19 protein-coding genes are annotated in these 24548 nt (G+C 34.1%); 5 read left to right on the top strand and 14 right to left on the bottom strand.

What is annotated here, in order from left to right:
* Positions 1–2: 2 nt before the first annotated feature.
* The 5 genes from ADIWIN_RS07430 to ADIWIN_RS07450 all read right to left on the bottom strand — a co-directional run bounded on the left by ADIWIN_RS07430 (position 3) and on the right by ADIWIN_RS07450 (position 4172).
* Complete coding sequence (locus ADIWIN_RS07430; protein ID WP_020894424.1) at positions 3–731, bottom strand: LytR/AlgR family response regulator transcription factor; 729 nt, start codon at positions 729–731, stop codon at positions 3–5.
* Positions 712–1764 (bottom strand): sensor histidine kinase, encoded by a 1053-nt coding sequence (locus tag ADIWIN_RS07435; protein ID WP_020894425.1) that lies wholly within the window; start codon positions 1762–1764, stop codon positions 712–714. Before ADIWIN_RS07435 ends, ADIWIN_RS07430 begins: the two co-directional genes overlap by 20 nt.
* A gap of 20 nt (positions 1765–1784) precedes the next feature.
* Entirely contained in the window at positions 1785–2135 is a 351-nt protein-coding gene (locus tag ADIWIN_RS07440; RefSeq protein WP_020894426.1) for a DUF4907 domain-containing protein, read from the bottom strand.
* Positions 2136–2263: 128 nt separating this feature from the next.
* Complete coding sequence (locus ADIWIN_RS07445; protein ID WP_040756717.1) at positions 2264–3262, bottom strand: Kelch repeat-containing protein; 999 nt, start codon at positions 3260–3262, stop codon at positions 2264–2266.
* Between the two features lie 10 nt (positions 3263–3272).
* The gene (locus tag ADIWIN_RS07450) at positions 3273–4172 is read right to left on the bottom strand and encodes a hypothetical protein (RefSeq protein ID WP_040756699.1); all 900 of its coding nucleotides are present in this window, start codon (positions 4170–4172) and stop codon (positions 3273–3275) included.
* A gap of 238 nt (positions 4173–4410) precedes the next feature.
* On the opposite strand from ADIWIN_RS07450, the gene ADIWIN_RS07455 reads away from it, so the two are divergent.
* A complete protein-coding gene (locus ADIWIN_RS07455; protein WP_235047052.1) occupies positions 4411–5685 on the top strand; it encodes a DUF4270 family protein in 1275 nt (424 codons plus the stop codon).
* Positions 5678–6913 carry a BamG family beta-barrel-assembly machinery protein gene (gene bamG, locus ADIWIN_RS07460; protein WP_020894431.1) on the top strand — a complete coding sequence of 412 codons (1236 nt, stop codon included), beginning with the start codon at positions 5678–5680 and terminating at the stop codon, positions 6911–6913. The genes ADIWIN_RS07455 and bamG overlap by 8 nt, the downstream gene beginning before the upstream one ends.
* Positions 6914–6925: 12 nt before the next feature.
* On the opposite strand, the gene ADIWIN_RS07465 is transcribed toward bamG, so the two are convergent.
* Together ADIWIN_RS07465 and ADIWIN_RS19500 are read right to left on the bottom strand one after the other, a co-directional pair.
* A complete protein-coding gene (locus ADIWIN_RS07465; RefSeq protein WP_020894432.1) occupies positions 6926–7927 on the bottom strand; it encodes a PorP/SprF family type IX secretion system membrane protein in 1002 nt (333 codons plus the stop codon).
* A 7-nt stretch (positions 7928–7934) separates the two neighbouring features.
* Entirely contained in the window at positions 7935–13685 is a 5751-nt protein-coding gene (locus tag ADIWIN_RS19500; RefSeq protein ID WP_020894433.1) for a PKD domain-containing protein, read from the bottom strand.
* Between the two features lie 582 nt (positions 13686–14267).
* Here ADIWIN_RS19500 and ADIWIN_RS07475 point away from each other — a divergent pair.
* Positions 14268–17531 carry a DUF8693 domain-containing protein gene (locus ADIWIN_RS07475; RefSeq protein ID WP_081669542.1) on the top strand — a complete coding sequence of 1088 codons (3264 nt, stop codon included), beginning with the start codon at positions 14268–14270 and terminating at the stop codon, positions 17529–17531.
* 56 nt (positions 17532–17587) lie between these two features.
* Here ADIWIN_RS07475 and hisS read toward each other — a convergent pair whose 3' ends face one another.
* On the bottom strand, positions 17588–18970 hold the full coding sequence (gene hisS, locus ADIWIN_RS07480) for a histidine--tRNA ligase (protein ID WP_020894435.1): 1383 nt from the start codon (positions 18968–18970) through the stop codon (positions 17588–17590).
* Between the two features lie 328 nt (positions 18971–19298).
* Between hisS and ADIWIN_RS07485 the strand changes: the two genes are divergently transcribed.
* Positions 19299–20540 carry an ABC transporter permease gene (locus tag ADIWIN_RS07485; protein ID WP_020894436.1) on the top strand — a complete coding sequence of 414 codons (1242 nt, stop codon included), beginning with the start codon at positions 19299–19301 and terminating at the stop codon, positions 20538–20540.
* A gap of 199 nt (positions 20541–20739) precedes the next feature.
* On the opposite strand, the gene ADIWIN_RS07490 is transcribed toward ADIWIN_RS07485, so the two are convergent.
* The 6 genes from ADIWIN_RS07490 to rpsF all read right to left on the bottom strand — a co-directional run bounded on the left by ADIWIN_RS07490 (position 20740) and on the right by rpsF (position 23427).
* Positions 20740–21213, bottom strand: coding sequence for a DUF6495 family protein (locus ADIWIN_RS07490; protein ID WP_020894438.1), 474 nt, complete (start codon positions 21211–21213; stop codon positions 20740–20742).
* 106 nt (positions 21214–21319) lie between these two features.
* Positions 21320–21454, bottom strand: coding sequence for a glycerophosphoryl diester phosphodiesterase (locus ADIWIN_RS21625; protein WP_020894439.1), 135 nt, complete (start codon positions 21452–21454; stop codon positions 21320–21322).
* A 28-nt stretch (positions 21455–21482) separates the two neighbouring features.
* The gene (locus ADIWIN_RS07495) at positions 21483–22190 is read right to left on the bottom strand and encodes a glycerophosphodiester phosphodiesterase family protein (RefSeq protein WP_020894440.1); all 708 of its coding nucleotides are present in this window, start codon (positions 22188–22190) and stop codon (positions 21483–21485) included.
* 111 nt (positions 22191–22301) lie between these two features.
* A complete protein-coding gene (gene rplI / locus ADIWIN_RS07500) occupies positions 22302–22763 on the bottom strand; it encodes a 50S ribosomal protein L9 (protein WP_020894441.1) in 462 nt (153 codons plus the stop codon).
* 14 nt (positions 22764–22777) lie between these two features.
* Positions 22778–23077: a 30S ribosomal protein S18 gene (gene rpsR, locus ADIWIN_RS07505; RefSeq protein ID WP_173588564.1), complete on the bottom strand. Its 300-nt coding sequence runs from the start codon at positions 23075–23077 to the stop codon at positions 22778–22780.
* Positions 23077–23427, bottom strand: coding sequence for a 30S ribosomal protein S6 (rpsF, locus tag ADIWIN_RS07510; protein ID WP_020894443.1), 351 nt, complete (start codon positions 23425–23427; stop codon positions 23077–23079). The genes rpsR and rpsF overlap by 1 nt, the downstream gene beginning before the upstream one ends.
* A gap of 201 nt (positions 23428–23628) precedes the next feature.
* On the opposite strand from rpsF, the gene ADIWIN_RS07515 reads away from it, so the two are divergent.
* Complete coding sequence (locus ADIWIN_RS07515) at positions 23629–24324, top strand: LytR/AlgR family response regulator transcription factor (protein WP_020894444.1); 696 nt, start codon at positions 23629–23631, stop codon at positions 24322–24324.
* Positions 24325–24548: the final 224 nt, after the last annotated feature.

Raw genomic sequence — 24548 nt, forward strand, 5'->3', positions numbered from 1 at the left:
CACTAGATATTTAAGCGACTATACACCATAGATTTATAGCTTTCACCTATTGGAATACGTTCTTCTTTAATAATAATTCTATTTTTTTGAATAGAGGTGATTTTATTGACATTAACCAGATACGAGCGATGCACTCTTATAAACATCGTTTCGGGTAACTTAGATTGCATTTCCTTAAAGCTCATTAAGGTTAATATGGGTTTCGCGTTTTCAGAATGAATTTTTAAATAATCTTTTAAACCTTGAATATGCTTAATTTCCTTGATGTCTATTTTTAAGTTTTCGTACTCCGATTTTACAAAAATGAAATCATCTTCGTGTGTAGGCGCCTCACCACCTGCAGAAGAAATATGGACAGATGTGCTTACTTCATTTAGCTTCATCATCTCTTTAACGCGGTTTACCGCTTTTAAAAACCGTGGAAATGGAATGGGTTTCATTAAGTAATCCACAGCATTAAGGTCAAAACCCTCTAAAGCATATTCTGGGTAAGCAGTTGTAAAAATAAAGTAAGGGACTTTGCCTTCTAAGGATCGTATGAGTTCAATACCCGAAATGTTAGGCATTTCAATATCAGAAAACACCAAATCTATACGGTTGTTATTTATAAAATCTAAAGCTTCAATGGCATTAGTAAACGTGCTAATCACCTCTACTGCTCCTAGAGCCTGACAATAAGACTCAATGACACCTATTGCTAAAGGTTCGTCATCAATTATTATGCATTTCATTGTCGGTTAAATTTAAGGTTAAATGCACTCTATAATAGGAACTATCTTCATTTATTGTCAACTCATGATTGTTTTTATACAAATAATTAAGTTGATTCTTTATGTTCTCTAATCCTACTCCAGAGTTTTTATCGTCACGTTTATATAAGCCTATTATATTTTCTACGTTTAAGCTTAGTTTATTATTGTCGACTACTATTTTTATGTCTATATGCGTATTTCCTTTGTAATCTGTTCCGTACTTAAAAGCATTTTCGATAAAGGAAATTAATAACAAAGAATAGATTTTTAAATTTCTTGTCTCTCCTTTTATGTTAAGTTTAACAGCTTCAGTATTTTTAAGCCGCAACCGCTGTAACGCAATATAATTCTTAATATAATTTATTTCCTTCTCTAATGTGACTTGCTCATTTCCTGCTTCATAAAGCATATAGCGCATTAACTCCGACAACGTAATAACAGCTTCTGGTGCATCATCGGATTTGCTTCTCACTAAAGCATAAATACTATTTAATGAATTAAATAAAAAGTGTGGATTTAGTTGATTTCTTAAAAACTGTAACTTAATCTCTTTTTGTTCATTTTCTAATTCCTTAGACAACCGATCGCGTTTATAAAAGTCCACCACCAAACTAAAAATACCACCTAAAAGAAAAATTGTTAGTGAAAACACAACAGGAATGGCGTGTCGTATACCAAAAGGTCCTCCTGGTCTATTAGGACGCATACCCATATTTCTAAACTCATCTCTTATTGGGTTTGGAATTAACACTTCACTCACATAATTATAGAGTGCCAAAAATAAAATGGACACTACAATGTAGAAAAATAGTTGGCGTTTTAGTAAAATGTAAGGTACGAGAACTAAGTAGTTAACATAAAACAAGATGGGATTCATTAATTGCTTTAAAAACACTTCATAAGGAATTTTACCTAAATTTAGATAAGCCGTTAATAAAGGAAATATACTAATGCAAAGCCAAACAAGGATATGTACAATAAATTCTTTATAAGATATGTTTTTAGTTAGCATGTACTATTTAATAAAGTCGATTATATTCTCTTAAAATGTATGGCATTAGCATCTAAATCTTTAATACTAACTACTGGTATTTTATTTTCTATAAGTTTACGCATTACAAGATTTCCGATTTTTTCAGCATCTGCTTTAGAAGTAAAAACTTGTCGTCCTTTCACTGCAGGAATGTATTCTTGACGAATGAATAAATTATCATCATTATACACCTCATAGATCCAAAAGCTATCTTGTTCTATTACCTGTAATGCAAAAGATGTTTCATTTACGGCATTCTTTTCAACATCTCCGGGTTGGAAATAAAAGAACGCTACACATAAAATTATAATCCCTAAAAATACAGCTTTACTGTTATAATTATTTTTCATCTCATTTTATTATTAAAAAAAGAGTCAGAATTAATGAAGGATATCAACATTATCCTGACTCTAAGTTGGCTACTACCCTCAATCACTAAAGTAAAAGCCCATCAACCAATCTAATCAATCTTTATATTCTAGTTATCGTCGTCGTCTTGTTCTGCATTAGGGAAAAACTCCATATTATCATCTAAATACAAAGTTCCGTTTCTACCTAAAGCGACAAACGCACGCGCACCATCACTGAATGCAATAGCATCTCGTCTTGCATACAACTCAAATGGTGTTTTTTCTTCCCAAGTTTCGGTTGAAGGTGTATATTCATAAACCGTACTTAAACTCCCTGAATATTCACCACATGCAATATATCCTTTACCATCCATTGTAAACGCTACAGCATTAGATCGGTACACATAATCATCGTCATCGTCGTCTACGTCTGTAAGTTGCGTCCAAACTTCAGTATCTAAGTTAAACGACCAAAAATCGGTTTCATAAACTCCATTGCTTACACCTGTTGCCAAATAAACCTCGTTGCCCAATGTAAAAGTGACACCATCTCTTCTTTTGTCTCCACCAAAACCGAACACTTCTTCCCATGAATCTGAAACTGGGCTGTATTTCCAAAAGTCTTTTTTATCACTTCCATCATTTCCAGTGCCCACATAACCAAAGGAATCTGAACCAAACCCAACAGCTCCATACCTTGCTGAACCTCCAAAATCTGCAATGGTTGTCCAGCTATTAGTACCCACTTTGTATTTGTAAAAATCAGATAACTCATCATTAGTATCTCCATTATAGCCTGTTCCCATATACCCATCGCTACCGATAACAAATGATACTGCAGAACTTCTCTCTACACCAGGAAAATCTGACAATTGTTGCCAAGAATTGGTATCCATATTATAACCCCAAAAATCGTTATAGTAATCACTACCATCATAACCAGTTCCCATATAGCCAATATTACCAATGGTAAAGGCCGAAGAACTACTTCTTGATTCCTCATTAAATGTCGATTTCTTTACCCAGTTCCCTAAGGTTTCTTCATCGTCGTCATCACTATTACAACTATAAAACAACGCCAACAGGGCACCTAAATAAAGCAATCTTATGGCTGATTTGTTATTCATTTTTCTCATTTTACTTCTTATTTATATTAAAACTAATTCCTATGTTTAAGGATAATGATTCCTTAGAATCAAAATCATATATGGTATTATCGCTTTCACTTACCGTAAGCTCACTTCCTAATAAATAGCCCATATTAAAATTTGTTGACCAATTATCATCAAAACGAAATTGATAACCCAATCCTAATTTCAACGCTTTAAATTCTAATTCAGAATTATAGATAACCGCTTCATTTGCCAAGCTAAAACCTGAAGTATTATTCGCATAAATGGATTCGGGTTGTGCTTTAAAATCAAAACTACTCTGCTCGTTTAGTTTGTAAAACACACCTGTGACTGGTATTCCTATTTCGTATCTCAATTTTTCATTTACATTTTTAGAATACGATATTAAAGGGTAAAAGTTAGGCTTACCAAATAATGAACCGTAACCCGCACCTATTTTTAAGGATGATTTAAGTCCGTCTTTATCCCAAGTCTTCGTAAAGTTTGCGGCGTAACTCAATATAAAATCATCGCTAGAAATTTCTTCATTAAATGTTGAAGACAAATACGGTGCAATGGTGAAGTTTACATCCCAATTATTACGTAGTGCTTTTTTATATCTAGCAAACAGTTCTATACTGTGTAATTCTTCAAATGCACTGTAATCATGATACCGATCATACGCATCAAAATCTAAACTATTATTAGTGTAGCTCATACCAAAACCAATGGTTGGCTTATCTAATACAGATGTAAAATCTATAGTTACTGATTTAGTGTCTAATTGAACCTCGTTCAAATTAAAATAACTACTATACTCTAATGCCATTACATCTCCGGCATCTGTAGTAGTGAACATTTTTTGTCCATACGACACCATAGAGACTAAGCTAAAGGTTAAATAATGTAATGTCTTTTTTCTCATCGGGTGCTAACTTACTACCACAATCTTTTACAACAATTACAAAATATACCTAGACCCTTTTTTTATAGACAGACACCAAATTTTAATCTACAAAACCAATTATAAACTTTAAACGTATAAATCTGCCTTTCTGTAGATACATATAAGCCATAGGTATATTAGACTTTTTATTAGATCAATTGGTTAGTTGATTTGTAGAAATTATACAAAACAAATGTTGAAATCATTTCTAAAATTATTGACAGTCATTATCACTTTAATGGTCATAATATCGTGTTCTACAGACGCTGAAGATGCAAACTTAGTTGCAGGTGAAGACTTCACAGGCACCAATATAAGAGTTCTATCTATTGATACCTTTTCTGTAAAATTATCTACAATGAAGTTTGATTCTATTACAACCTCAACTAGTGATCGCTTATTAGTTGGTAAGTATCAGGATAACGATATGGGAATTGTAAATACCTCTACTTATATACAGATTAGTCCTTCTTCTTTTTACTTAGATAATGATGCCGTTTTAGATAGCGTTGGTTTAGTTCTAGGATATGACACCTATTATTACAACGATACCACCCAAGTTGCCACACTTAATATTCATAAGCTCACCGACAAAATGAGTTCTGATGATACGTACTTCTATAACACCACAGAAACCGCTTACGAAACAACTCCTTTAACGAGTAAAACCTACTTCCCTACTCCAAGTAAAGATTCAGTTTTTGTAACGCTGCCCTACAGTTTTGGTGAAAATCTATTTAATGATATTAGAGATAATACTATTACGGATCAAGAATCCTTATACCAACAACTAAAAGGGTTAACCATAAAGCCTGGCACTGACGATAATGCCTCTATCATTGGTTTTTCAACGGATAGCGGTACAAGTTACCTGCGGTTTTATTATACTATTCCAGATGAGTTAGAAACCGATGAATACACCTATGACATGACGATTAATACATACTATAATCATATAGAAAGTGACGTTACCGGTTTACCTCTAGAAGCTATAGTTGACCAAGAATACAACCTAGCGTCATCTGAAAGTGGAAACATAAGTTATAACCAAGCTGGCACAGGTTATGTGACTAGAATTGAATTCCCAACAATTAGAGACTTGTATAATCTAGGCAACGAAGGCACCATATTAGATGCCACCCTCTATATAGAACCGAATTCTGCATCGCATTCTGAGATTCAACCCTTAAGCGAAACCTTACTGCTTTATACTATAGATCAAAATAATGACTTGGCCAGCCAAATTAGTAATAGTGTTGATGTGGTCTCAGCAACCACAACCAATGTTAGTTCAGAATTTAATCAAATTGTATTTACAGTACCTGTTATAGATTTTATAGATCAGAAATTGAATGAGAGTCCGGTAACTAAAGATGCCCTTATTTTAATTCCAACAGACTATAACTCTACCATAAATAAAATCATTTTTAATGACAGTCAGCGATCTGGCTTTAACACCAAATTAGTTATAACCTATGCATCATATGAATAAATATCCATCTCTAATTATTGTCGCACTACTGTTTGGGTTACAAGCCTACTCTCAGTCTAGTAATCTTACTGGCTCACCGTATTCACTTTTTGGTTTGGGAGTAGAAAGCAATTCTGGCACTGGTAGAAATAGTGGACTTGGTAGCACAGGTATTTCCTTAGACGCTAGCTATGGTATTAATCTATATAATCCGGCAGCTTTTGCAACCTTAAAAGAAAATGAAATTACATTTGATTTTGGTGGTTCCGCGGAACTGAACAATCTTATAGGAGATGACATAAGTGAGCAAAGAACAACCTATAATTTTACCAACATCTCATTAGCTTTTAATCATAATAACGATTACGGTATTGGATTAACCTTAAAACCAGCGACTACTGTTGGGTACTCCCTAATTGGTATAGAAAATAATATTGAAGGCAGTTCTGAGCAATTCACAACTAACATTGGTGGTAATGGTGGTATCAGTGAATTACGATTGGATTATGCCCGAACAGTCTTCGAAAATTTAAATGTTGGCCTGAAAGCATCGTATTTATTTGGTAAAATAGAAGAAAGTGAATCCATCGTAACCTCAAGCAGTTACTTAGAAATTAACGAAACTAATTATTATAGTGGTGCACAATTAGGCATCGGTTTACAATACAATTTATTAGACAAGCATAATTTTGGATTTACAGTAGATTTTCCAACCGTATTAAAAGGCACAAAAGATGTTGTAGTTGGTAAATATTCAAATGCCGCTTATACCACACTCGAAGAAACAGAAGACGAATCTATTGATAGTTTTTATCTCCCTTTAAAACTTGGATTTGGCTATAATACTAAGTTCAAGAATCTCCTTTTAACTGCTGATTATAAGAAAAATTTCTGGGGCACTACGAATCAGTCTGATGCTATAGGTAATTATACTGATCAAAATATTTTTGGCTTAGGAGCGTCGTATGCTGTGGATCCTACAAGTTATAAATTATGGAAACGTGTAGACTTTAGAATGGGATTAAACTACAATTCGGGCTACCTTAAAGTAGATGACACGAATATAGATACGTATTCCGCTTCCTTTGGTGTTGGTTTGCCAATTGGTAAAAGATCATTGTTAAACATTTCTTATACGCTAGGTAAAAAAGGAACTACGGAGAGTATTCTAATTAAAGAATATGTAAACACCTTAAACATTAATATTTCATTATCTGATTTATGGTTTCAAAAACGTAAGTTTAATTAGTCTATAATTGTTTTAGCGTTTTCGACTACGATTCGTTTTACAACGCCTACAAGGTGATAAATAGGTTACTGACACCTCATAAACTCCATTGGTGCGACCGATTTTAGAGGTATTCATATCATAAGATAATCCGAATCTAAACTCCGTAAATTCTAAACCAAAGAAACCATTAACAGACGTTAAAATGTGACTATTTTCATCATTTTGAGCAGGATTGGTCGCAGCAGTCACACCAATAAGAAAGTGGTTGACAACAAATAACGACCCAATATCTAAACGATTATACTCTCCTTGTTGCATGTAATTAGCGGTCATCATGATGCTGTAATCATTCATAAATGGAAATCTAAAATTACCATGTAAAGAATAGAAAATATCTAAGGGGACTTCTTCTCCATCTACAAATGAAATATTAGGACGATTCAAATGCTTTGCCGATGCCCCAAACCAATAGGTTAATCCATTAAATTCTTCTCTCTCAAACACAAAGCCCGCAGAAATATCTCCAAAAAAAACATTATCTACAGTATTACTTAGAGGATCTACAGACACAGGATTAACGACTCCCGAATTAATATTAATCTGATCTGCCAAAGTGAGATTACTAAAGCCTGCATCCTTAAATCCAAGACCGACTTCTAAAGCTGGTCTAAAATACCAACCACCATCGAGATTAACACGGTGTGCATAATTGACATTAAGTTGATAATAATTGTAATTGCTAAATGCTTCGTGTTGTCTTAAGAAATTTACGCCCACTCCGAAACCCAAACTTGGTCCATAATCAAACGATTTGTTAAGATAGGCATATTGAGTATCAACTCTTAAATCTAAATTTGGCCACTGTGTTCTGCTTAAGACTCCGGCAGCTATTCTATCACTATCTTCAAAACCTGAAAACCCAGGATTTATCGTTTCTTGTATATAGTTAGATTGTGTAAAAATAGGGTCTTGAGCTTGTGCTTGAATCCCCATCAAAACCGCTATAATACTTATAATTCTTTTCAATGTCATTTCGGTTTTATTTGATAAATACAAAAGCTCCTTGTTCCTTAATTTCATGGCCGTAAAAAGTCTTGGCCGTTAATGTGTAATAGTAATTTCCATTTTCTGCTTCCTCATCTTTCACCTTACCATCCCATCCGCGTATTGCATCACCCGACTCTTTATAAATAAGACTTCCCCAAGTATCAAAGACCGTCATTTCTAAACTATTGAGTCCGATGTAAACAGGTCCAAAGAAATCATTTATACCATCATCGTTTGGTGTAAACGCATCTGGCATTATTAATTTATAGCCTTCCTCTATAATTAATGTTATTGTTTTTTCGTAAACACAACCATAAGGATAGGTAACGGTTTGTTTTACCACATAACTACCCGGCGTAAAATAGGTATGAAATGGATTTTCTTCACCCGAAAAACTACCATCTCCAAAATCCCACAGTATGGTTTCGTAATGCCCTGTGGCTTCGTTTATAAATTCAATAGGATCTTGAATGGCATAAATACCATAATTTAAATAGCCAAAAGAAGAGGTATCGAAATCAGCATCACCTAATGTGGTTAACTCCACATTTAATGTGTAATTAATTGAACACCCAAAACTATCTGTAACTTCTAAAATCACTAAACCGTTTTCATCAGTCGTCATAAATTCATTGTTAAGACCACTAACTGTTCCGCTAGACCAGTTATATTGAAATGGTGGTACTCCTCCACTTGCTATGGCTATAAACGTTTGGTCTATAGTTCTTGCCTCACAATTCACATCAACTTGCTCTTCAACATTTAAAACTAAAGGCTCAAATCGTGTGACTTCCCAACTGCCTTCAATACTACAGCCATTGGCATCTGTAACTGTAGCTACGTACGTGTTTGGTGGTACATCAACTAAATCTTCAGTCGTTGCACCATTAGACCAAACCACATTGAAAGGTTGCGTTCCTCCTTGTATAAGTAAATTAATGGCGCCACTATTAGGGTCTTCACATTCTAAAGCATTAGTAATTGTTGTAGATAAGGCTAATGGTAAAATATTATGAATGGTAAAACTCTCTTGAATAACACAAGGCACACCATCTGTAATCGTCACCTTATAGGTTCCTGGCGCTAAGTTATTTCGTTCTGTACCAGCTGTAGCATCATCGTCCCAAACAAGAGTTACAGGATCGATGCCTCCTACAAAATTTAAGGTGATGCTGGCATCGTTTTCACCAGCACAAGTCATTTGTGTGACTTCCGGATCAATTAAAAAGACCGGAGGTTCATCGATTATCACAGGAAACTGACGTTCACAATTTTCAGCATCTGTAATGGTTATTGTATAAGTTCCACCCGATAAATTAGTCTGACTATAACCTGATCCTAAATTACTCCATGTAACTGTATACGGTGAAACACCACCTGAAATTGAATTAATAAGTATCGACCCATCATTGTCACCATAACACACAATTTGTGATACACTCAAATCGATGTCAATTTGATCATTTTGAAGAACCTCAACCTCTAAAGTATCGATACAACCAGAATCATCTGTAACTGTAAGATTATAAATTCCTGCGATTAATGTGTCTATATTTTGATTTGTACTTGAAAAACCATTCGGTCCTGACCAAGCATATGTGTAATCTGTTCGACCTCCAATGACATTTATAGAAATTATTCCTGTAGCATCACCAAAACATAAGACATCTGTTTTAGAATCTAGTGTCACTTCTAATTCATCGGGTTCTTCCACATTAAAATTGAGTGCTATTGGTCCACAAGAATTAACATCCGTCACAGAAATGGAGTAATCTCCTGGTCCAAGATCAGATAAATCTTCACCTGTAGAAAATGGAGCTCCATTTAGACTCCAAGTATAAACATAAGGAGGAGTTCCTCCTAAAACCTCTATACCTATTTCACCGTCATTTGCTCCGAAGCATGAAATAGTTTCTACATCAAACTCTACGGCACTAAAGAGTAGTTCTTCTGGTTCTGTTATCGTTATGATTTCAGAATATGGACAGCCACCATCATCTATAATGTCTAAGGTATAGTCTCCAGCTTCAAGATTAGAAATATTTTGGTCTGTGCTTGAAAATCCATTTGGTCCTGTCCAAATGATGTTATAGGCGTTTCCTGTTGAAAATGGAATACCACCAACAATTGTAATATCAATAGTTGCGGTATTCACTTGATAACATAAATTATTCGTCACGCTTGACATTACTGAAATGGATGGATTCACCGTAACCACAACTTCAAAATCCATACCAGGACAATTTCCTGAAACAGGAGTGACTGTATATGTTACAGTTGCAGAATTTGTCGTTGTGTTTTCTAAAAACTGAGATACTGTCGCAATTGGTGTTAACTGCTCTGTGGCTCCTGTTATGCTTCCTGCCGGACTCACTACTGGTGTTGTCCACGTGTATAATGTATTTAGTGGTACAATATCACCTGTGTTACTGGTGTCTGGTAAAAATGTGAACGTATTACCACTACAAATCAATATATCAGCATCATCAATAATAGGAGTTTCATTGACGATGATTTCTGCAGTTGTTGATATGATTTCGGTACAACCACCAGAGCTAAACGTGATGACCACATAATAGTACGTCGTTCCAATTGAAGTCACTTCCGGGTTGTATGTATCTGAATTTGCACCTGCAATAGCAGTACCAGTTGTGATATCGTCTATACCGTTTTGATACCATTGGTACGTTGCTGTACCTGTGCCATTGGTATAACCTATTGTTAAAGCCGAAGTAGTTTCACCTAAACATAATTCATCAGAAATAGGTTGTGCATTAAATTGTGCTCCTGCACTAATTTCAATCTCAGAGACCGCACTAGTGACTTCACAGCCTGAAACATCTTGAGTTATCTCAACGTAATAAAACAGCGTACCTACTGCAGTTGCTGGAGGTGTATAAATGCTTGATGTTGCTCCTGCTATTGGTGTTCCGGAAGTGGTATCGTTAATAGTATTCACATACCATTGGTAAGATAAAGTACCTAAACCACCAGAAACCGTTACGTCTAAATCTTGAACTGCAGAATTCTGACATAAACTCTGAAAACCTATAGGTTGTGTTGTTATCACAGGATCTTCAACGACCACTATTTCGGAAACGTCACTTAAGAGCATTGAACAGCCATTAGAGACAAAAGAAATTTCTGCATAATAATAAAATGTCCCAACCGTATTAAATACAGAAGGTGTATACGTTGACGCTGTAGCGCCAGAAATTAATGTGCCACCAGAATTACTATTGGTGGTATTGCTAAACCATTGGTAGGTTGCATTTCCAGATCCTCCAGAAATAAGGACTAAAAGTTCCTCTGAACGACCACCAACACATAAAGATTGTGTATCAAAGGGTTGCGTATCGATTTGTGGAGCATTTGCGACTTCAATTTCTGCTGTATCAGATATAATTTCATTACAACCACCAGAGGAAAACGTAATACGAACATAATAATACGTAATGCCGACCGTGTCTGTTGGTGGAGAAAAGGTGGCTGAGGTTGCTCCTGTAATCGCACTTCCAGAAGTGGTATTGTTTACTGTATTTTCATACCATTGGTAAACGGGGGTTCCTGTACCTTGATAGACAACCGATAAATCATCTGTTGTACCATTTTGGCAGACACCATTAGAAATAGGTTGCGTTGTAATTAATGGCGCAGGCTCTACAATAATCTCAAAATCAACCGGCAATCCTTCACAACCATCAATTTCTGGTGTTACCGTGTATATTAAAGTAATTGGAGAGGTTATAGAATTAATTATGGTTTGTACCGGAATAGTGTTAGATGTTCCACTTGGCGTATAACCTGTAAGTCCTGCTGGATTATTAGACACCCAACTAAACGTTGTACTCGCCTCGTCTGACGTTAATATAATCGCAGCTGTTGAAGCACCAGAACAAATCGTTTGAGAAACATCTGTATTTGTAATTGTGGGAGAATCATTCACTGAAAATGTTTCCGTTTCTGTCGTTGTGCCACAACCATTTGTGACACTAAAGGTAATTGTATAATCACCAACGGTTGTATAATTTATGATTCCTGGATCTAATTGATCTGATGTTGCAGGTGAACCTCCAGGAAACAACCAACTATACGTTATCGTATCTGATATTGGCGCGCAAGTACCAACCGTAGCTATGGGATTAAAAGTTAACGAACCACAAGCATCATCAACAGGATCTATTACTGCTGTTGGTGGTCGTTTGACCTCAATAAGTTGAGACGTTGAAACATCTCCACAAGAATTTGTAGCTGTCATGACAATTTCATAAGTTCCTGCGGTATCAAATTGAAAGGAAGGATTTTCAGAGTTCTCGTCTGTACCATTTGTAAAACTCCAGGATTCTGAAGTTCCACAAAACTCTGAGGTGTAGATGACTTCCCATGCATATGTTGGAGAAGTACAACTATTAGACTCATCTGTAGTGTTTGATGTAGATATAGCTAAAGGTGAACATCCTTCATTTAGGTTTGTTGTAAAAACAGGAACCAATGGAGCTTCTATACAAATTTGCTGCGTAACAGGATCTGTTGTTCCACAACCATTTACAGCATACAGTGAAATTGTATATGTGCCAGGCGACGTATAGAAATGCGCAGGTTCAAAATCTGTATAAGTGGTACCGTCACCCATGTCCCAAAACCAATTGGCATCTGTGTTACAACCCGTATTATATCCACTTACTGATGTATTATTAATTGGTATATTAACATTCACACAGGCATTATCATCAATACTAAAATTAACTTCTGGTTTTTTAAGAACTGTGATAGGACCAGCTGTCAAATTAGATGTTCCACAAGAGGTAATGATATCTAAAAGAATTGTATAACTAGAATTAGGACAATTAGACTCTGTGTACGTGTGTGGAATTGGGAAATTAGTAGATGCAGAAGGATTAGAACTATTATAATAAGATGAAGATTCTAAGTCGTCTTGTGTTAAAACAAATGTTGTACCATCGCCAAAATCGATATCATATAATGTATCAGGAGGGTTTTCACCCCACGTACTAATTGCAAATTGTAAAGGACTAATTGGTAAACATAAATCAACCGTACTTCCTGGTGTCACAATACCTCCGGTAGGATTACTTGAGTTTTTTACTAAATATGTTTTCTGTGAATTACAACCATTAGCACCAGTTGCGCTTATCACCATATTAAATGAACCTAAGTTCTGATAGGTATGAGAAAGAGGGAATATTATATTATTTTCAATATTTCCGTCCCCCCAATTTATGGAATACGATGTCACACAACTATTTGATGCCGAATCATTCTCTACTACAATTGTATATTCTACATCAATAGCATTACAATTAGCAAATGGAGTTCCAAAGTTAGCGTTAGGATCTATAAAATTAATATCTGGTCTTTGCTTTACAGTGATTGATTGAGAAGATGAGCTATCCTCTCCATTATCATCGGTTACCGTAAGTGAAATATTAAAATTTTGTGTTCCACATCCGAATGACTGAAACGCATGATTTGGATTAGATTGTGTAGAAGTGCCACCATCACCAAAATCCCAAAGATATTCAAATGGACCATCACCTGTTACTGTAGAAGTAAAAGACACACTTTGACCAGAGCAAACATTATTGTTAAAAGTAAAACTGACTGCCGGTGATGCACTATTATTAGTAAGTTTTTTATACGTTATAGTATTATTCAGCGCAATAGCAGAACTAATAATAACAAAAAAAATTATAAAAAAATTGATATACTTTTTATTCTTCATTACCCAATAATTAATTTATTATCATTCTTAACTGATATCATAAAACAGAATAAATTTTAATAACTATTATATTATTGAGTATAAAACTATAATAAAGACCGATGCTTAAATGCAAACAACCCGGTATTTTCCCCATAAATACGTAATAGCTAATTACTTAAAAGCGAACAATGTAATTAAATTCTTTCTATGGTGTCTTTAAATTCCACAAATTTTCGACAAGACCATTGAAATTACCATGAATGACACTTGTAGCAAAATAATTGCGTGTAAATTATAATGTTTCTTTAGTATTTAAAATACACGTTAGCGGGTATTTTTTTACTCAAATTATATTCATTGATTATAAAAACTTTTAATCTAGGTATTTACAGAACTTTAGCTTTTTTTTTCAATGTCAAACGTTCAATTCTCCACAATCTAGAGGTCGTAATTATAACATTAAGGCATCGACCTCATTCCAATTTCAAGCTGTAATCCTTCACGAAAAAGCATTTCGTCGGATTTTTTTGCGTTTTATGGATGAAAATCGAAAAATAATATTATATTCGCCTCATAATTATTTCATTCACCCCAAACCTAATGAAAAGAATTACATCAACTTTTTACCTTTTAATACTATTTATCTTCTCTAGTTACGCTCAGCAGTTAGATAGGTCAAAAAAGGTTTATTCTAATACTTTTGACCAAAGGACTTTATCGCAATTAGATAATTACAATTATAACATCTCGTCAATACAAAATGATAACAATTCAAGCTTATATTCATCAGTTACAATGAGTACATCTTATTATCATAGCTCTGATGATGTACTTATCATTAGTTTAACCGACGCGCATACTACAAATAACTTCAATTCTTCAACGAGTAGCATTAATAATTCTTTCTTATGGGGACATAATGGTCGCAGTTTAGATGCAACACCTTTACCTGTAATTATTGATCTTAGTTCTGAAACTCCATCAGAAATCACAACCAATGTTTCATACACGACTATGCAACGTATTTGGAAAATTGCTAAAAATGGTGAAATCATTCCAACACTAAATCTTAAAATACCACAAGACGCTATTGTTAGCACCACTGATTTAGGTAGTTACTATATGCTTATTTCTAATTCGGACTCCTTTGATTCTAATGTCGATTTTAGAATTTTAAACTTAGATGACAACGGGTATTTAGAAACCGATTACAACTTTACCAGAACATCCTATATAACCTTTGGATTTTCACCTCAGATTACGGAAGAACGCTCCATCTATTTTAATGGTTCTGATAGTTATATCGATATGCAAAATACATTAGATTTAAATCCTACAGGTTTTACAATCTCTGCATGGATAAAACATGATTCAGCTAATACTGGTGATGTTTCTATACTTTCTAAAAGAGACATTGCGTTTACCGAAGGTTATGATTTAACATTGACCGATACCAATAAAATCAATATTAAGTGGAAAAATGATAGTAGTCAATCGCTTACATCTTATACTTCTATTCCAGATAACAAATGGCATCATGTTGCTGTTACTTATGATGGCTCACAAGTCTCAATATTCATTGATGGCGTATTAGATAATGCTGCTGAAAAAACAGCTCCTACAGCTACAAATGAATCATTTCACATTGCAGCTGCCGGAAAAAGATTACCTATCCAGTATTTTAAAGGTCATATCGATGAGGTCCGTATTTGGAATACTTTTTTAATGGAAGACCAATTGCGTTTTATCATGAATCAGGAAATTTCTAATGACTCTGGAAAAGTAAGAGGAAAGGAATTACCAATTTCAGTTACTAAAAATGAAATCAAAAGAATTCCTTGGACAGATTTAGCGGCGTATTACCCAATGTCTCATTTCACCTATAGAAATACCGTTGATGCTTCTGGAAATAACAATAACGGGTATCTAAAACATATCTTAACTGCAGATTATGAAACAGCTCCCATACCTTACACATCAAAGCAAGATGGATATTGGAGCAATGACGCATCGTGGCTCAATGGAAACCTACAATATATTCCTGGATCTAAATCCATCGTAAACCCGGAAGAAACCATAGATTGGAATATCGTTAAAACCTCCCATAAATTAACTATGGATAATGCGTATTTACCAACAGACAAAAACAATACGAGAACTATCCTTGGATTATTTGTTGACGCTAATGAATTAGTACTTAAAGGTGACACAGAGACATCTGTTGGAAATGGCGTATCTATTACACATCATTTAGGCCTTACTGGAACTATAGATTTGAAAGGTGAATCACAATTAATTCAAACACTAGAAAGTGACTTAGAGGTTATTGCTAATGGTAAAATTGAACGCGACCAACAAGGAACTGCTGATACCTATACTTATAACTATTGGTCCTCTCCTGTAAAACGTATAAATTCTGAAGCTGAAAATTTTAGAGTTATGGATGTTTTAAAAGACGGTACAAATCCAAATACCCCTATAGATATTCAATTTATGTCTTCAGGTTATAATGGAGCAGCCACTCATCCTATTAAAATTGCAGATTACTGGATTTGGAAATATACCAACCTGCCGAGTAACAACTATTCCGCATGGCAACATATTAGACGCACTGGCACAATCTTACCAGGAGAAGGTTTTACAATGAAAGGTCCAGGAACAGGTTCGGTCTCTTCACCTCAAAATTATGTATTCTCAGGAAAACCAAATAATGGAGATATTAATCTGCCATTGCTTTCCAACAGTGATTATTTAGTGGGTAATCCTTATCCTTCTGCTTTAGATGCCTTACAATTTATTAAAGATAATGGTCCGGAAGCAACTAATGATGGCTCGCCATTAATTAGTGGAACCTTATATTTTTGGAATCATTGGGGAGGAGGTTCTCATGCAACACAAGACTATGATGGAGGTTATGCCACATTTAATTTTTCTGGTTCCGTTGCTGCAGCTTATAAAGGCAATAATTTGTCTGTTTCAGAATTGGATGGAGAACCAACGAAAGCACCACAACGCTATATTCCTGTTGGACAAGGCTTTTTTGTAATTGGACAAAACACAGGAACCATTAATTTTAATAACGGACAGCGTGTTTTTAAAAAAGAAGGAAACGCTTCTGTATTTATGAGGAATTCTAATTCTTCAACTACAGAAAACGAAGAACCCATCGAAATTGAAGATCAACGCATGAAATTTAGAATAGGTTTCAATTCTGTAAATACGATTCGTCGTCAGTTATTATTGACCATAGACGAAAACGCATCATCAGGAGTAGATTGGGCTTATGATGGAGAAATTAACGAGACGCAAATTGATGATATGTTTTGGCTTATTAATGATGAAGCCTACATTATACAAGCCAGTAATGAGTCCGACATTTCCGCAATATATCCTTTAGGTCTAAAAACGAAAACGGATGGTATCAGTTCTATAATGGTTGATGCCTTAGAAAATGTTCCTGATGCTATGAACGTGTATTTACATGATAATGAATTAGGCATATATCATGATTTAAGAACAGGTAGTTACGATATTTTCTTAATTAAGGGTAACCATTTAGATCGGTTTGAAATTACATTCGGTACACAAGATGAAGTATTAGGTATTGATGACTACAGCAAAAATCCTATTGATGTCTTGTATTCTAATACCATTAAAAAAATTGTCGTTGTCAATCCCAATCAAATCGATGTAAAAATGATTGTTGTCTATAATATGCTAGGACAATCCGTTTACAACATCGACACTGTTGAACACCATAAATATTCAGAATACAATATAAAGAACTTAAGCACTGGCACCTATATCGTTAAATTACAAACGACTGCAGGTTTCACAATAACCAAAAAAATTATAGTAGATTAGTTTAGTTAGTTAGTGATGATTAGAAAGTCTCAGTTTGTAAAAAGCTGAGGCTTTCTTTATTTTAATAAGTCTAAAAGCGCATCAAAATCTACTTTATGCTGTTCGCCTGAAGCCATATTTTTTAAGGTGAATACCTCTGATTTTAATTCTTCCTCCCCCATGATTACAACAAAAGGAATGTTACGACGATTCGCATAATTCATTTGTTTTTTCATTTGTTTACCAGAAACAGCAGCATCTGGAAACAGCTCCGCTGTTATATGAGCTTGTCTTAACTTAGTTACCGCTCCCAAACTAAACATGGCTTCTTTATCTCCGAAATTAATGAAGAGTACTTTTGTAGATTCGGCTATGGTTGATGGAAATAAATTTAATTCCTCTAAAACCAAGTAAATACGATCTAAACCAAAGCTAATCCCTACTCCACTCATATCTTTAAGACCAAAGATTCCGGTAAGATCGTCGTAACGACCACCTCCACCAATGGAGCCCATTTTTACACCTTCGGGTGCTGAGACTTCAAAAATAGCACCTGTGTAATAATTTAAACCTCTTGCTAGCGTGACATCTAATTGTAAGGTTGCTGTTTTTAGTTTTAAGTTTGAAATGGCTGTGTTTATAAATTCGAGTTCTTCAATACCTTTTAAGCCGATTTCAGAAGTGCTTAAAATAGATTTTAAACTTTCAATCTGATTGCCGAAATCTCCTTTTAAAGTAAATAAAGGTTGAAGCTTAGTAATGCCATCTTCCGAAATGCCTTTACCTCGCATTTCTTCTTTTACCTTCTCTTCACCGATTTTATCTAATTTATCTAAAGCCACGGTAAAATCAATGAGTTTATCTTGTGCACCAATCACCTCGGCTATACCAGATAAGATTTTACGATTATTGATTTTTATGGTTACTCCTTCTAATTCTAACGCTGAAAACACAGCATCGTACAACTGTACAAATTCTACTTCTTGAAACAAAGATTTAGAACCTACCACATCAGCATCACATTGAAAAAACTCTCTAAAACGTCCTTTTTGTGGACGGTCTGCGCGCCAAACGGGTTGAATCTGATAACGTTTAAATGGGAATTCGATGTCGTTTTGGTGTTGTACGACGTAACGTGCAAAGGGGACTGTTAGGTCGTAACGCAAGGCTTTTTCTGAAATTTTAGGTGTAATTAAACTCTCAGATTTAGACGAATAATCTTCCTCTGAAATTTTCTTTAAAAATTCACCACTATTTAAAATCTTAAAAATCAAACGGTCTCCTTCATCACCATATTTTCCCATTAAAGTTTCTGAGTTTTCAAAGCTTGGCGTTTCAATAGGTTGAAATCCGAAAACTTGAAATTGCTCTTTTATCGTTTCCATGATATAAGAACGCTTTGCGACTTCCTCTGCGTTAAAATCTCTTGTACCTTTTGGGATGCTTGGTTTCTGTGCCATATTTACTTCCTGCGAAAGCAGGAATCTCTTTAAGTGAAACTTTATTTTTATTCTTGAGAATTGTCGAAACAACTTTATGTTACAACATGTGTTTCTATTAAAAAACACTTCGACAAGCTACGCTTGTGTACCTTCGCAACAAAATACATTTTGTCTCTCGCCAATGCTCAGTGTGTCTCAATAGTAGAAACTTTATAGTTTCTACTATTGAGACACAAAAATATTATATTTTTTAGAGGTCTTACTAAGATAATTCATTTTTATAGTAACTTTATGCTGTTTAAGTAGTCTTATAGATTAAACAACCCAACTAACGCGACAAAAAACTATGTTTTCATTAGCTAAAGAGAATATTAGAATTGCTTTCGACTCTATAAAAAGCCAACTATTACGTACTATCCTAACGGTTTTAATTATCGCGATTGGTATTATGGCATTGGTCGGCATTTTAAGTGGAGTGTCTGCCTTAGAGAATACTATTGCTAGTAATTTTTCTTCTATGGGTTCTAATACCTTTAATTTTCAACGTTATGAATTTACTGCGCAACGCCAAAGCAGTAGAGAACGCCAAAAGATAAATCCTGTAATTGATTATCGTAACGTTAAAGATTTTGAAGATAATTACAACTTCCCGTTTACTAAAGTCGCCGTATCATTCTATGGGACTTCTACTGCTGAGGTAAAATATGACAGTAAAAAAACGGATCCGGAAGTAGCTGTATTGGGTGCTAATGAATTTTATCTTGAAAACTCTGGTTTAGAGGTTGAAAACGGGCGTTCTTTAAATGTATTTGATATTGATAATAGTAATGCTGTTTGTGTTATTGGTAGCGATTTGCAAAAAGCGTTGTTTCCTGTTGAAAATCCTGTTGGAAAAACCATAAGTATTAGAGGTTCTAAATTTAAGGTGGTTGGTGTATTGAAAGAAAAAGGTTCTACGTTTGGTAATAACCAAGATTTACGAGTATTTATGCCGCTTCAAAAAGCACGTTCAATTTTTACGAATGCAAATATTAATTACAGCTTAAGTGTTAAAGTAGATAAGTCTAATATGCTAGAAGCTGCGCAAGATGATGCGATACTAACATTCCGAAATATTAGAGGCCTCAACCCTATTGAAAAAAATGATTTTGGTATAGAACGTAGTGAAGATTTACTGAACCAAGTTGCGCAAAACACAGCGGCACTTTATGTTGCGGCCTGGATTATTAGTATTATCACCATTTTTGGATCTACGATTGCACTTATGAATATAATGTTAGTTTCGGTAAGTGAGCGAACCAGAGAAATTGGTGTGAGAAAAGCACTTGGCGCTAAAAGTAAAACGATTGCCTTTCAGTTTTTTATGGAAACTATAATTATTGGTCAGCTCGGTGGTCTTTTAGGAACTATTCTTGGGATTCTGATTGGTTTAGCAGTCGCTAAAGGTTTTAACCTTGAATTTTCAACACCATGGGTAGCGATGATTTGGGCAACGAGTATTGCTTTTATTGTGGCTGTAATATCAGGATTGTATCCTGCAACAAAAGCAGCGAAATTAGATCCTATTGAGTCTTTACGTTATGAGTAAATAAATTCCTGCGAAAGCAGGAATTATAAAAGAGGTATTATTAATTACATGGCTTACTAAATTCAATGATTCAGAATTGTTAGTAAACAACAAAAGCATTAACCTCTAATTTCAAGCATAAATAACATATTTGCTACCAAATTACATTGATCCTAGCTTAGTTTTATATTTACTAAGAGATTCCTGCCTTCGCAGGAATTTATCCTTTTATTAAATCGGCGAAATAATTAAACAATTCACCCTTTGTAATGTTCGCTCCAGACTGAATCATTTTGAATAAGTCTAGATGCTTATCGTCTGAATACTCTTTTTTAGCATTAAAAAACTCGATAGCATCTGATAGTAAATTATTTCTCAACCATTCAAAACCTTCTTTAGTTGTAAAATCTACTTCTTCAATATCAATTTTTAAAGCAATTAAACGCATACTCTTTTCATTGCATTGAAAAAGGTGGATTTGTTGTGGAGAAATATGTTCTAAATATTCCACTTTACTTAAGACACCAAACCATACCAAATCGCTAAACACATCTAATTCTTGCTCAGCAGCTTCTGGTTTATTCTTTTTAATATCTTCCCACTCATCACCTGTAATAGATTGTGTCGCTAGAAAGTTGATGAATTCTTGGTGTAATTCTTCAAATTGTTCTTTAGTTAATCTTGAATATTTCATGTGTTTTAATAATTACTTTATTTATAGTCAAGTACTGTTAGCTGTTTCTCAATTTATACCTTGAGAACATGCATATTTCATTTTCAGTAAATTCTTATTTCTAAAATTAATTTACAGCCTTAAAAGCTTCAAAAGGTCTGTCAGTTGCCATAATATCTGCCCCTTTTTCTTTCCATTGACGATATAATTCATCTCCTTTAGCTTCTGCACTTTTATCTAAGTTTCCTAAAGTACCTAACATGCAAACAATATTATTATCGTGTAATCTCTTAAAAAAACGATTCGTCTGATAAGCGTGTTCCGGTAAAGGCTAACATATTTTCCGTTGGTATTTTGGCATCTAATAAACGTTCGAATTCTTCATCATTTCTTGCTGAAACAGATAATAATAATTGTGGTGCTAATTGATACGCAGAAATAGCCTGTTCTACATCGTAGGTTATAATGATGCTATGATCTTCTGCTTTAGCTGTTTTAATAGCGTCTATAACAACTTTTTGACTCACCGTTTTTTTAATGTCTACAGTAAGAATGACATTCTGTTTTACACACCAGTCTAATACGTCTGAAAACAAAGGGATTTTAAAAGTGGTTTCATTACCATGATCATCTATCAAATTGAATTGCTTCAATTCATTGTATGTTAATTCATCGACTTTTCCAGTTCCTGTGGTGGTTCTATCAATAGTTTTATCGTGAAGTAAAACTAAGTGCCCATCTTTAGTTTGTGCGACATCAACTTCATAAACGGCAACAATACTATCATTAACATATTTTAGAGTCTCTAAACCGTTTTCAGGATAGTTTACAAGCCCTTTACCGCCTCGATGCACACTAATATTCGGATAACCAGAATTAGAAGCTTTAAAAAGCGCTATAAGCTTAGAAGCTTGTACCTCAGAACTTTTAGCCGTTTCTGTAGATTGTTTGCAACTAATTAAAGCGCAAAATGTAAAAATTAATAGAAAATATTTCATGTTAAAACCGTTTAAAAAACTGCTTGATTAAAGTCCTTATCCTATTCTAAAAAAAACTATAAAAAAACCGCTTAGTAAACTAAACGGTTTTTAAAATTAGTAATAAAAAGATTATGCGTCAGCAATAACTTCGAAAGTTAAATCTACAGTTACTGATCTATGTAATCTAATTGCAGCTTCGTACTGACCTAAACGCTTAATGTTACCACCATTGATAGAAATAAATTTCTTATCAACATCGTGACCAGCATTTTTAAATGCAGCAGCTAAATCCATAGTGGTTATAGAACCAAATAATTTATCTCCAGCAGTTGCACCAGTTCCAGCTTTAGCTGTGATTTTAATATCTAAACCTTTTATAGCATCAGCAGTTTTTTGTGCATCAGCAATAATAGTTTTTTCTTTATAAGCTCTTTGCTTTAAAGTTTCTGCTAATACTTTCTTAGCAGAAGAAGTTGCCATTACAGCTTGTCCGTGAGGAATTAAAAAATTTCTACCATAACCGTTCTTAACAGATACAATATCGTCTTTAAATCCTAAATTATCAACGTCTTGTTTTAATATAAGTTCCATTGTGTTATGATATTTTATTTTAATAAATCAGCTACATATGGCATAAGTGCTAAATGTCTAGCTCTTTTTACTGCCACAGATACTTTTCTTTGATACTTTAAAGAGGTTCCTGTTAAACGTCTTGGTAGTAATTTACCTTGTTCGTTTACAAAACCTAGTAACCAATCTGCATCTTTATAATCTACATACTTGATTCCAGACTTCTTGAAACGACAATACTTCTTAACTTTGGACGTCTCAATATTTAACGGAGTTAAATATCTAATTTCGCCGTCTTTTTTTCCTTTTGCTTGTTGTTCTATTGATGACATAATTACGCTTTTGCTTTTGCTTTAACTCTCATTTTTTCTCTTCTTCTCTCAGCCCATGAAATAGCATGTTTGTCTAATTTCACAGTTAAGTAACGCATAAAACGCTCATCACGTCTAAATTCCACCTCTAAAGGCTCAATTGCTTCTCCAGCAACAGTGTACTCAAATAAATGGTAAAAACCACTTTTTTTGTTTTGAATTGGGTAGGCTAATTTTTTTAGTCCCCAATCTTCTTTTGATACCATCTTAGCTCCTTTAGAAACGAGGAAATCCTCATATTTCTTTACTGTCTCCTTTATCTGGTCTTCAGATAAAACGGGATTTAAGATGAAAACAGTTTCATAATGATTCATAATAAATAATTTTGTTTATTGTTAAAAACGGCTGCAAAAATACATATAATTTCTATATTTGACAACGTTTTTGAAGGTAAAATTTAAAAGGATTTTATATCATTTAAATAATGTTAAATACTACGGTTTGTCGGCATTATTTGTTTTTTAACCGAATTTATCGTACTATTGTCGATATCTTAACCTAAAATTAATAATGTTATGACTTTAAACTGTGTAGTTGTTGATGATTCTGCGATTCAGCGCCTCTCTATAGTAAAGTTAATCGAGAATCATTCTTCGCTTAACCTTATTGCAGAGTATAGCAGTGCGTTAGAAACAAAAAACGGTCTTAATACCCATAAAGTAGATCTTATCTTCTTAGATATAGAGATGCCTGTATTAAACGGTTTTGAGTTGCTAGATGTACTCAACAACAAACCCCAAATTATTTTTGTTACCGGCAAAACCGAGTATGCTTTTAAAGCATTTAATTACGATGCCACCGATTATCTTCAGAAACCAATTACTAAAGAACGTTTTAATGTTGCCGTAGAAAAAGCTATAGAGCAGCACAAATTAAAACTAGACTTTAATGAAACTGATGGTGAGCATATCTTCGTAAAAAGTAATCTTAAAAAACGTAAAGTTTATATTAAAGATATTAAATGGATTGAAGCACTTGGAGATTACGTTAAAGTAGTAACAGAAGAAAACAGCTTAGTTGTTCTATCAACAATGAAAGCGTTTGAAAGCGAATTGCCTGAAGGTAAATTTTTAAGAATTCATAAATCTTATATTGTGAATCTCGATAAAATTGACCGTTTTAACAGTAAAAATGTTGAAGTTGGCGCATATGAGATTCCATTGAGTCGAAATAAAAAGACCCAATTAGTAGATGCTTTAAATAATATGTAGAACATTACATTAACATTAAAAGCATTACATTATAATTTTAAAAAATCCTGAGCACTTGCTTAGGATTTTTTTATTTTAAAATTTATGGGTTAACAAATTATTGGATTTTAACACCCCTGAAGAGGTAATACTGATCAAGAATATTCAAGTTTCTTTAGTACAATTTGTTTTGTTAAAAAACTTCAATCATTTGTAAAAAAGTTAGTTATACTAATTGTATCCTA

Source organism: Winogradskyella psychrotolerans RS-3, from assembly GCF_000427335.1.
Classification (GTDB): Bacteria; Bacteroidota; Bacteroidia; order Flavobacteriales; family Flavobacteriaceae; genus Winogradskyella; species Winogradskyella psychrotolerans.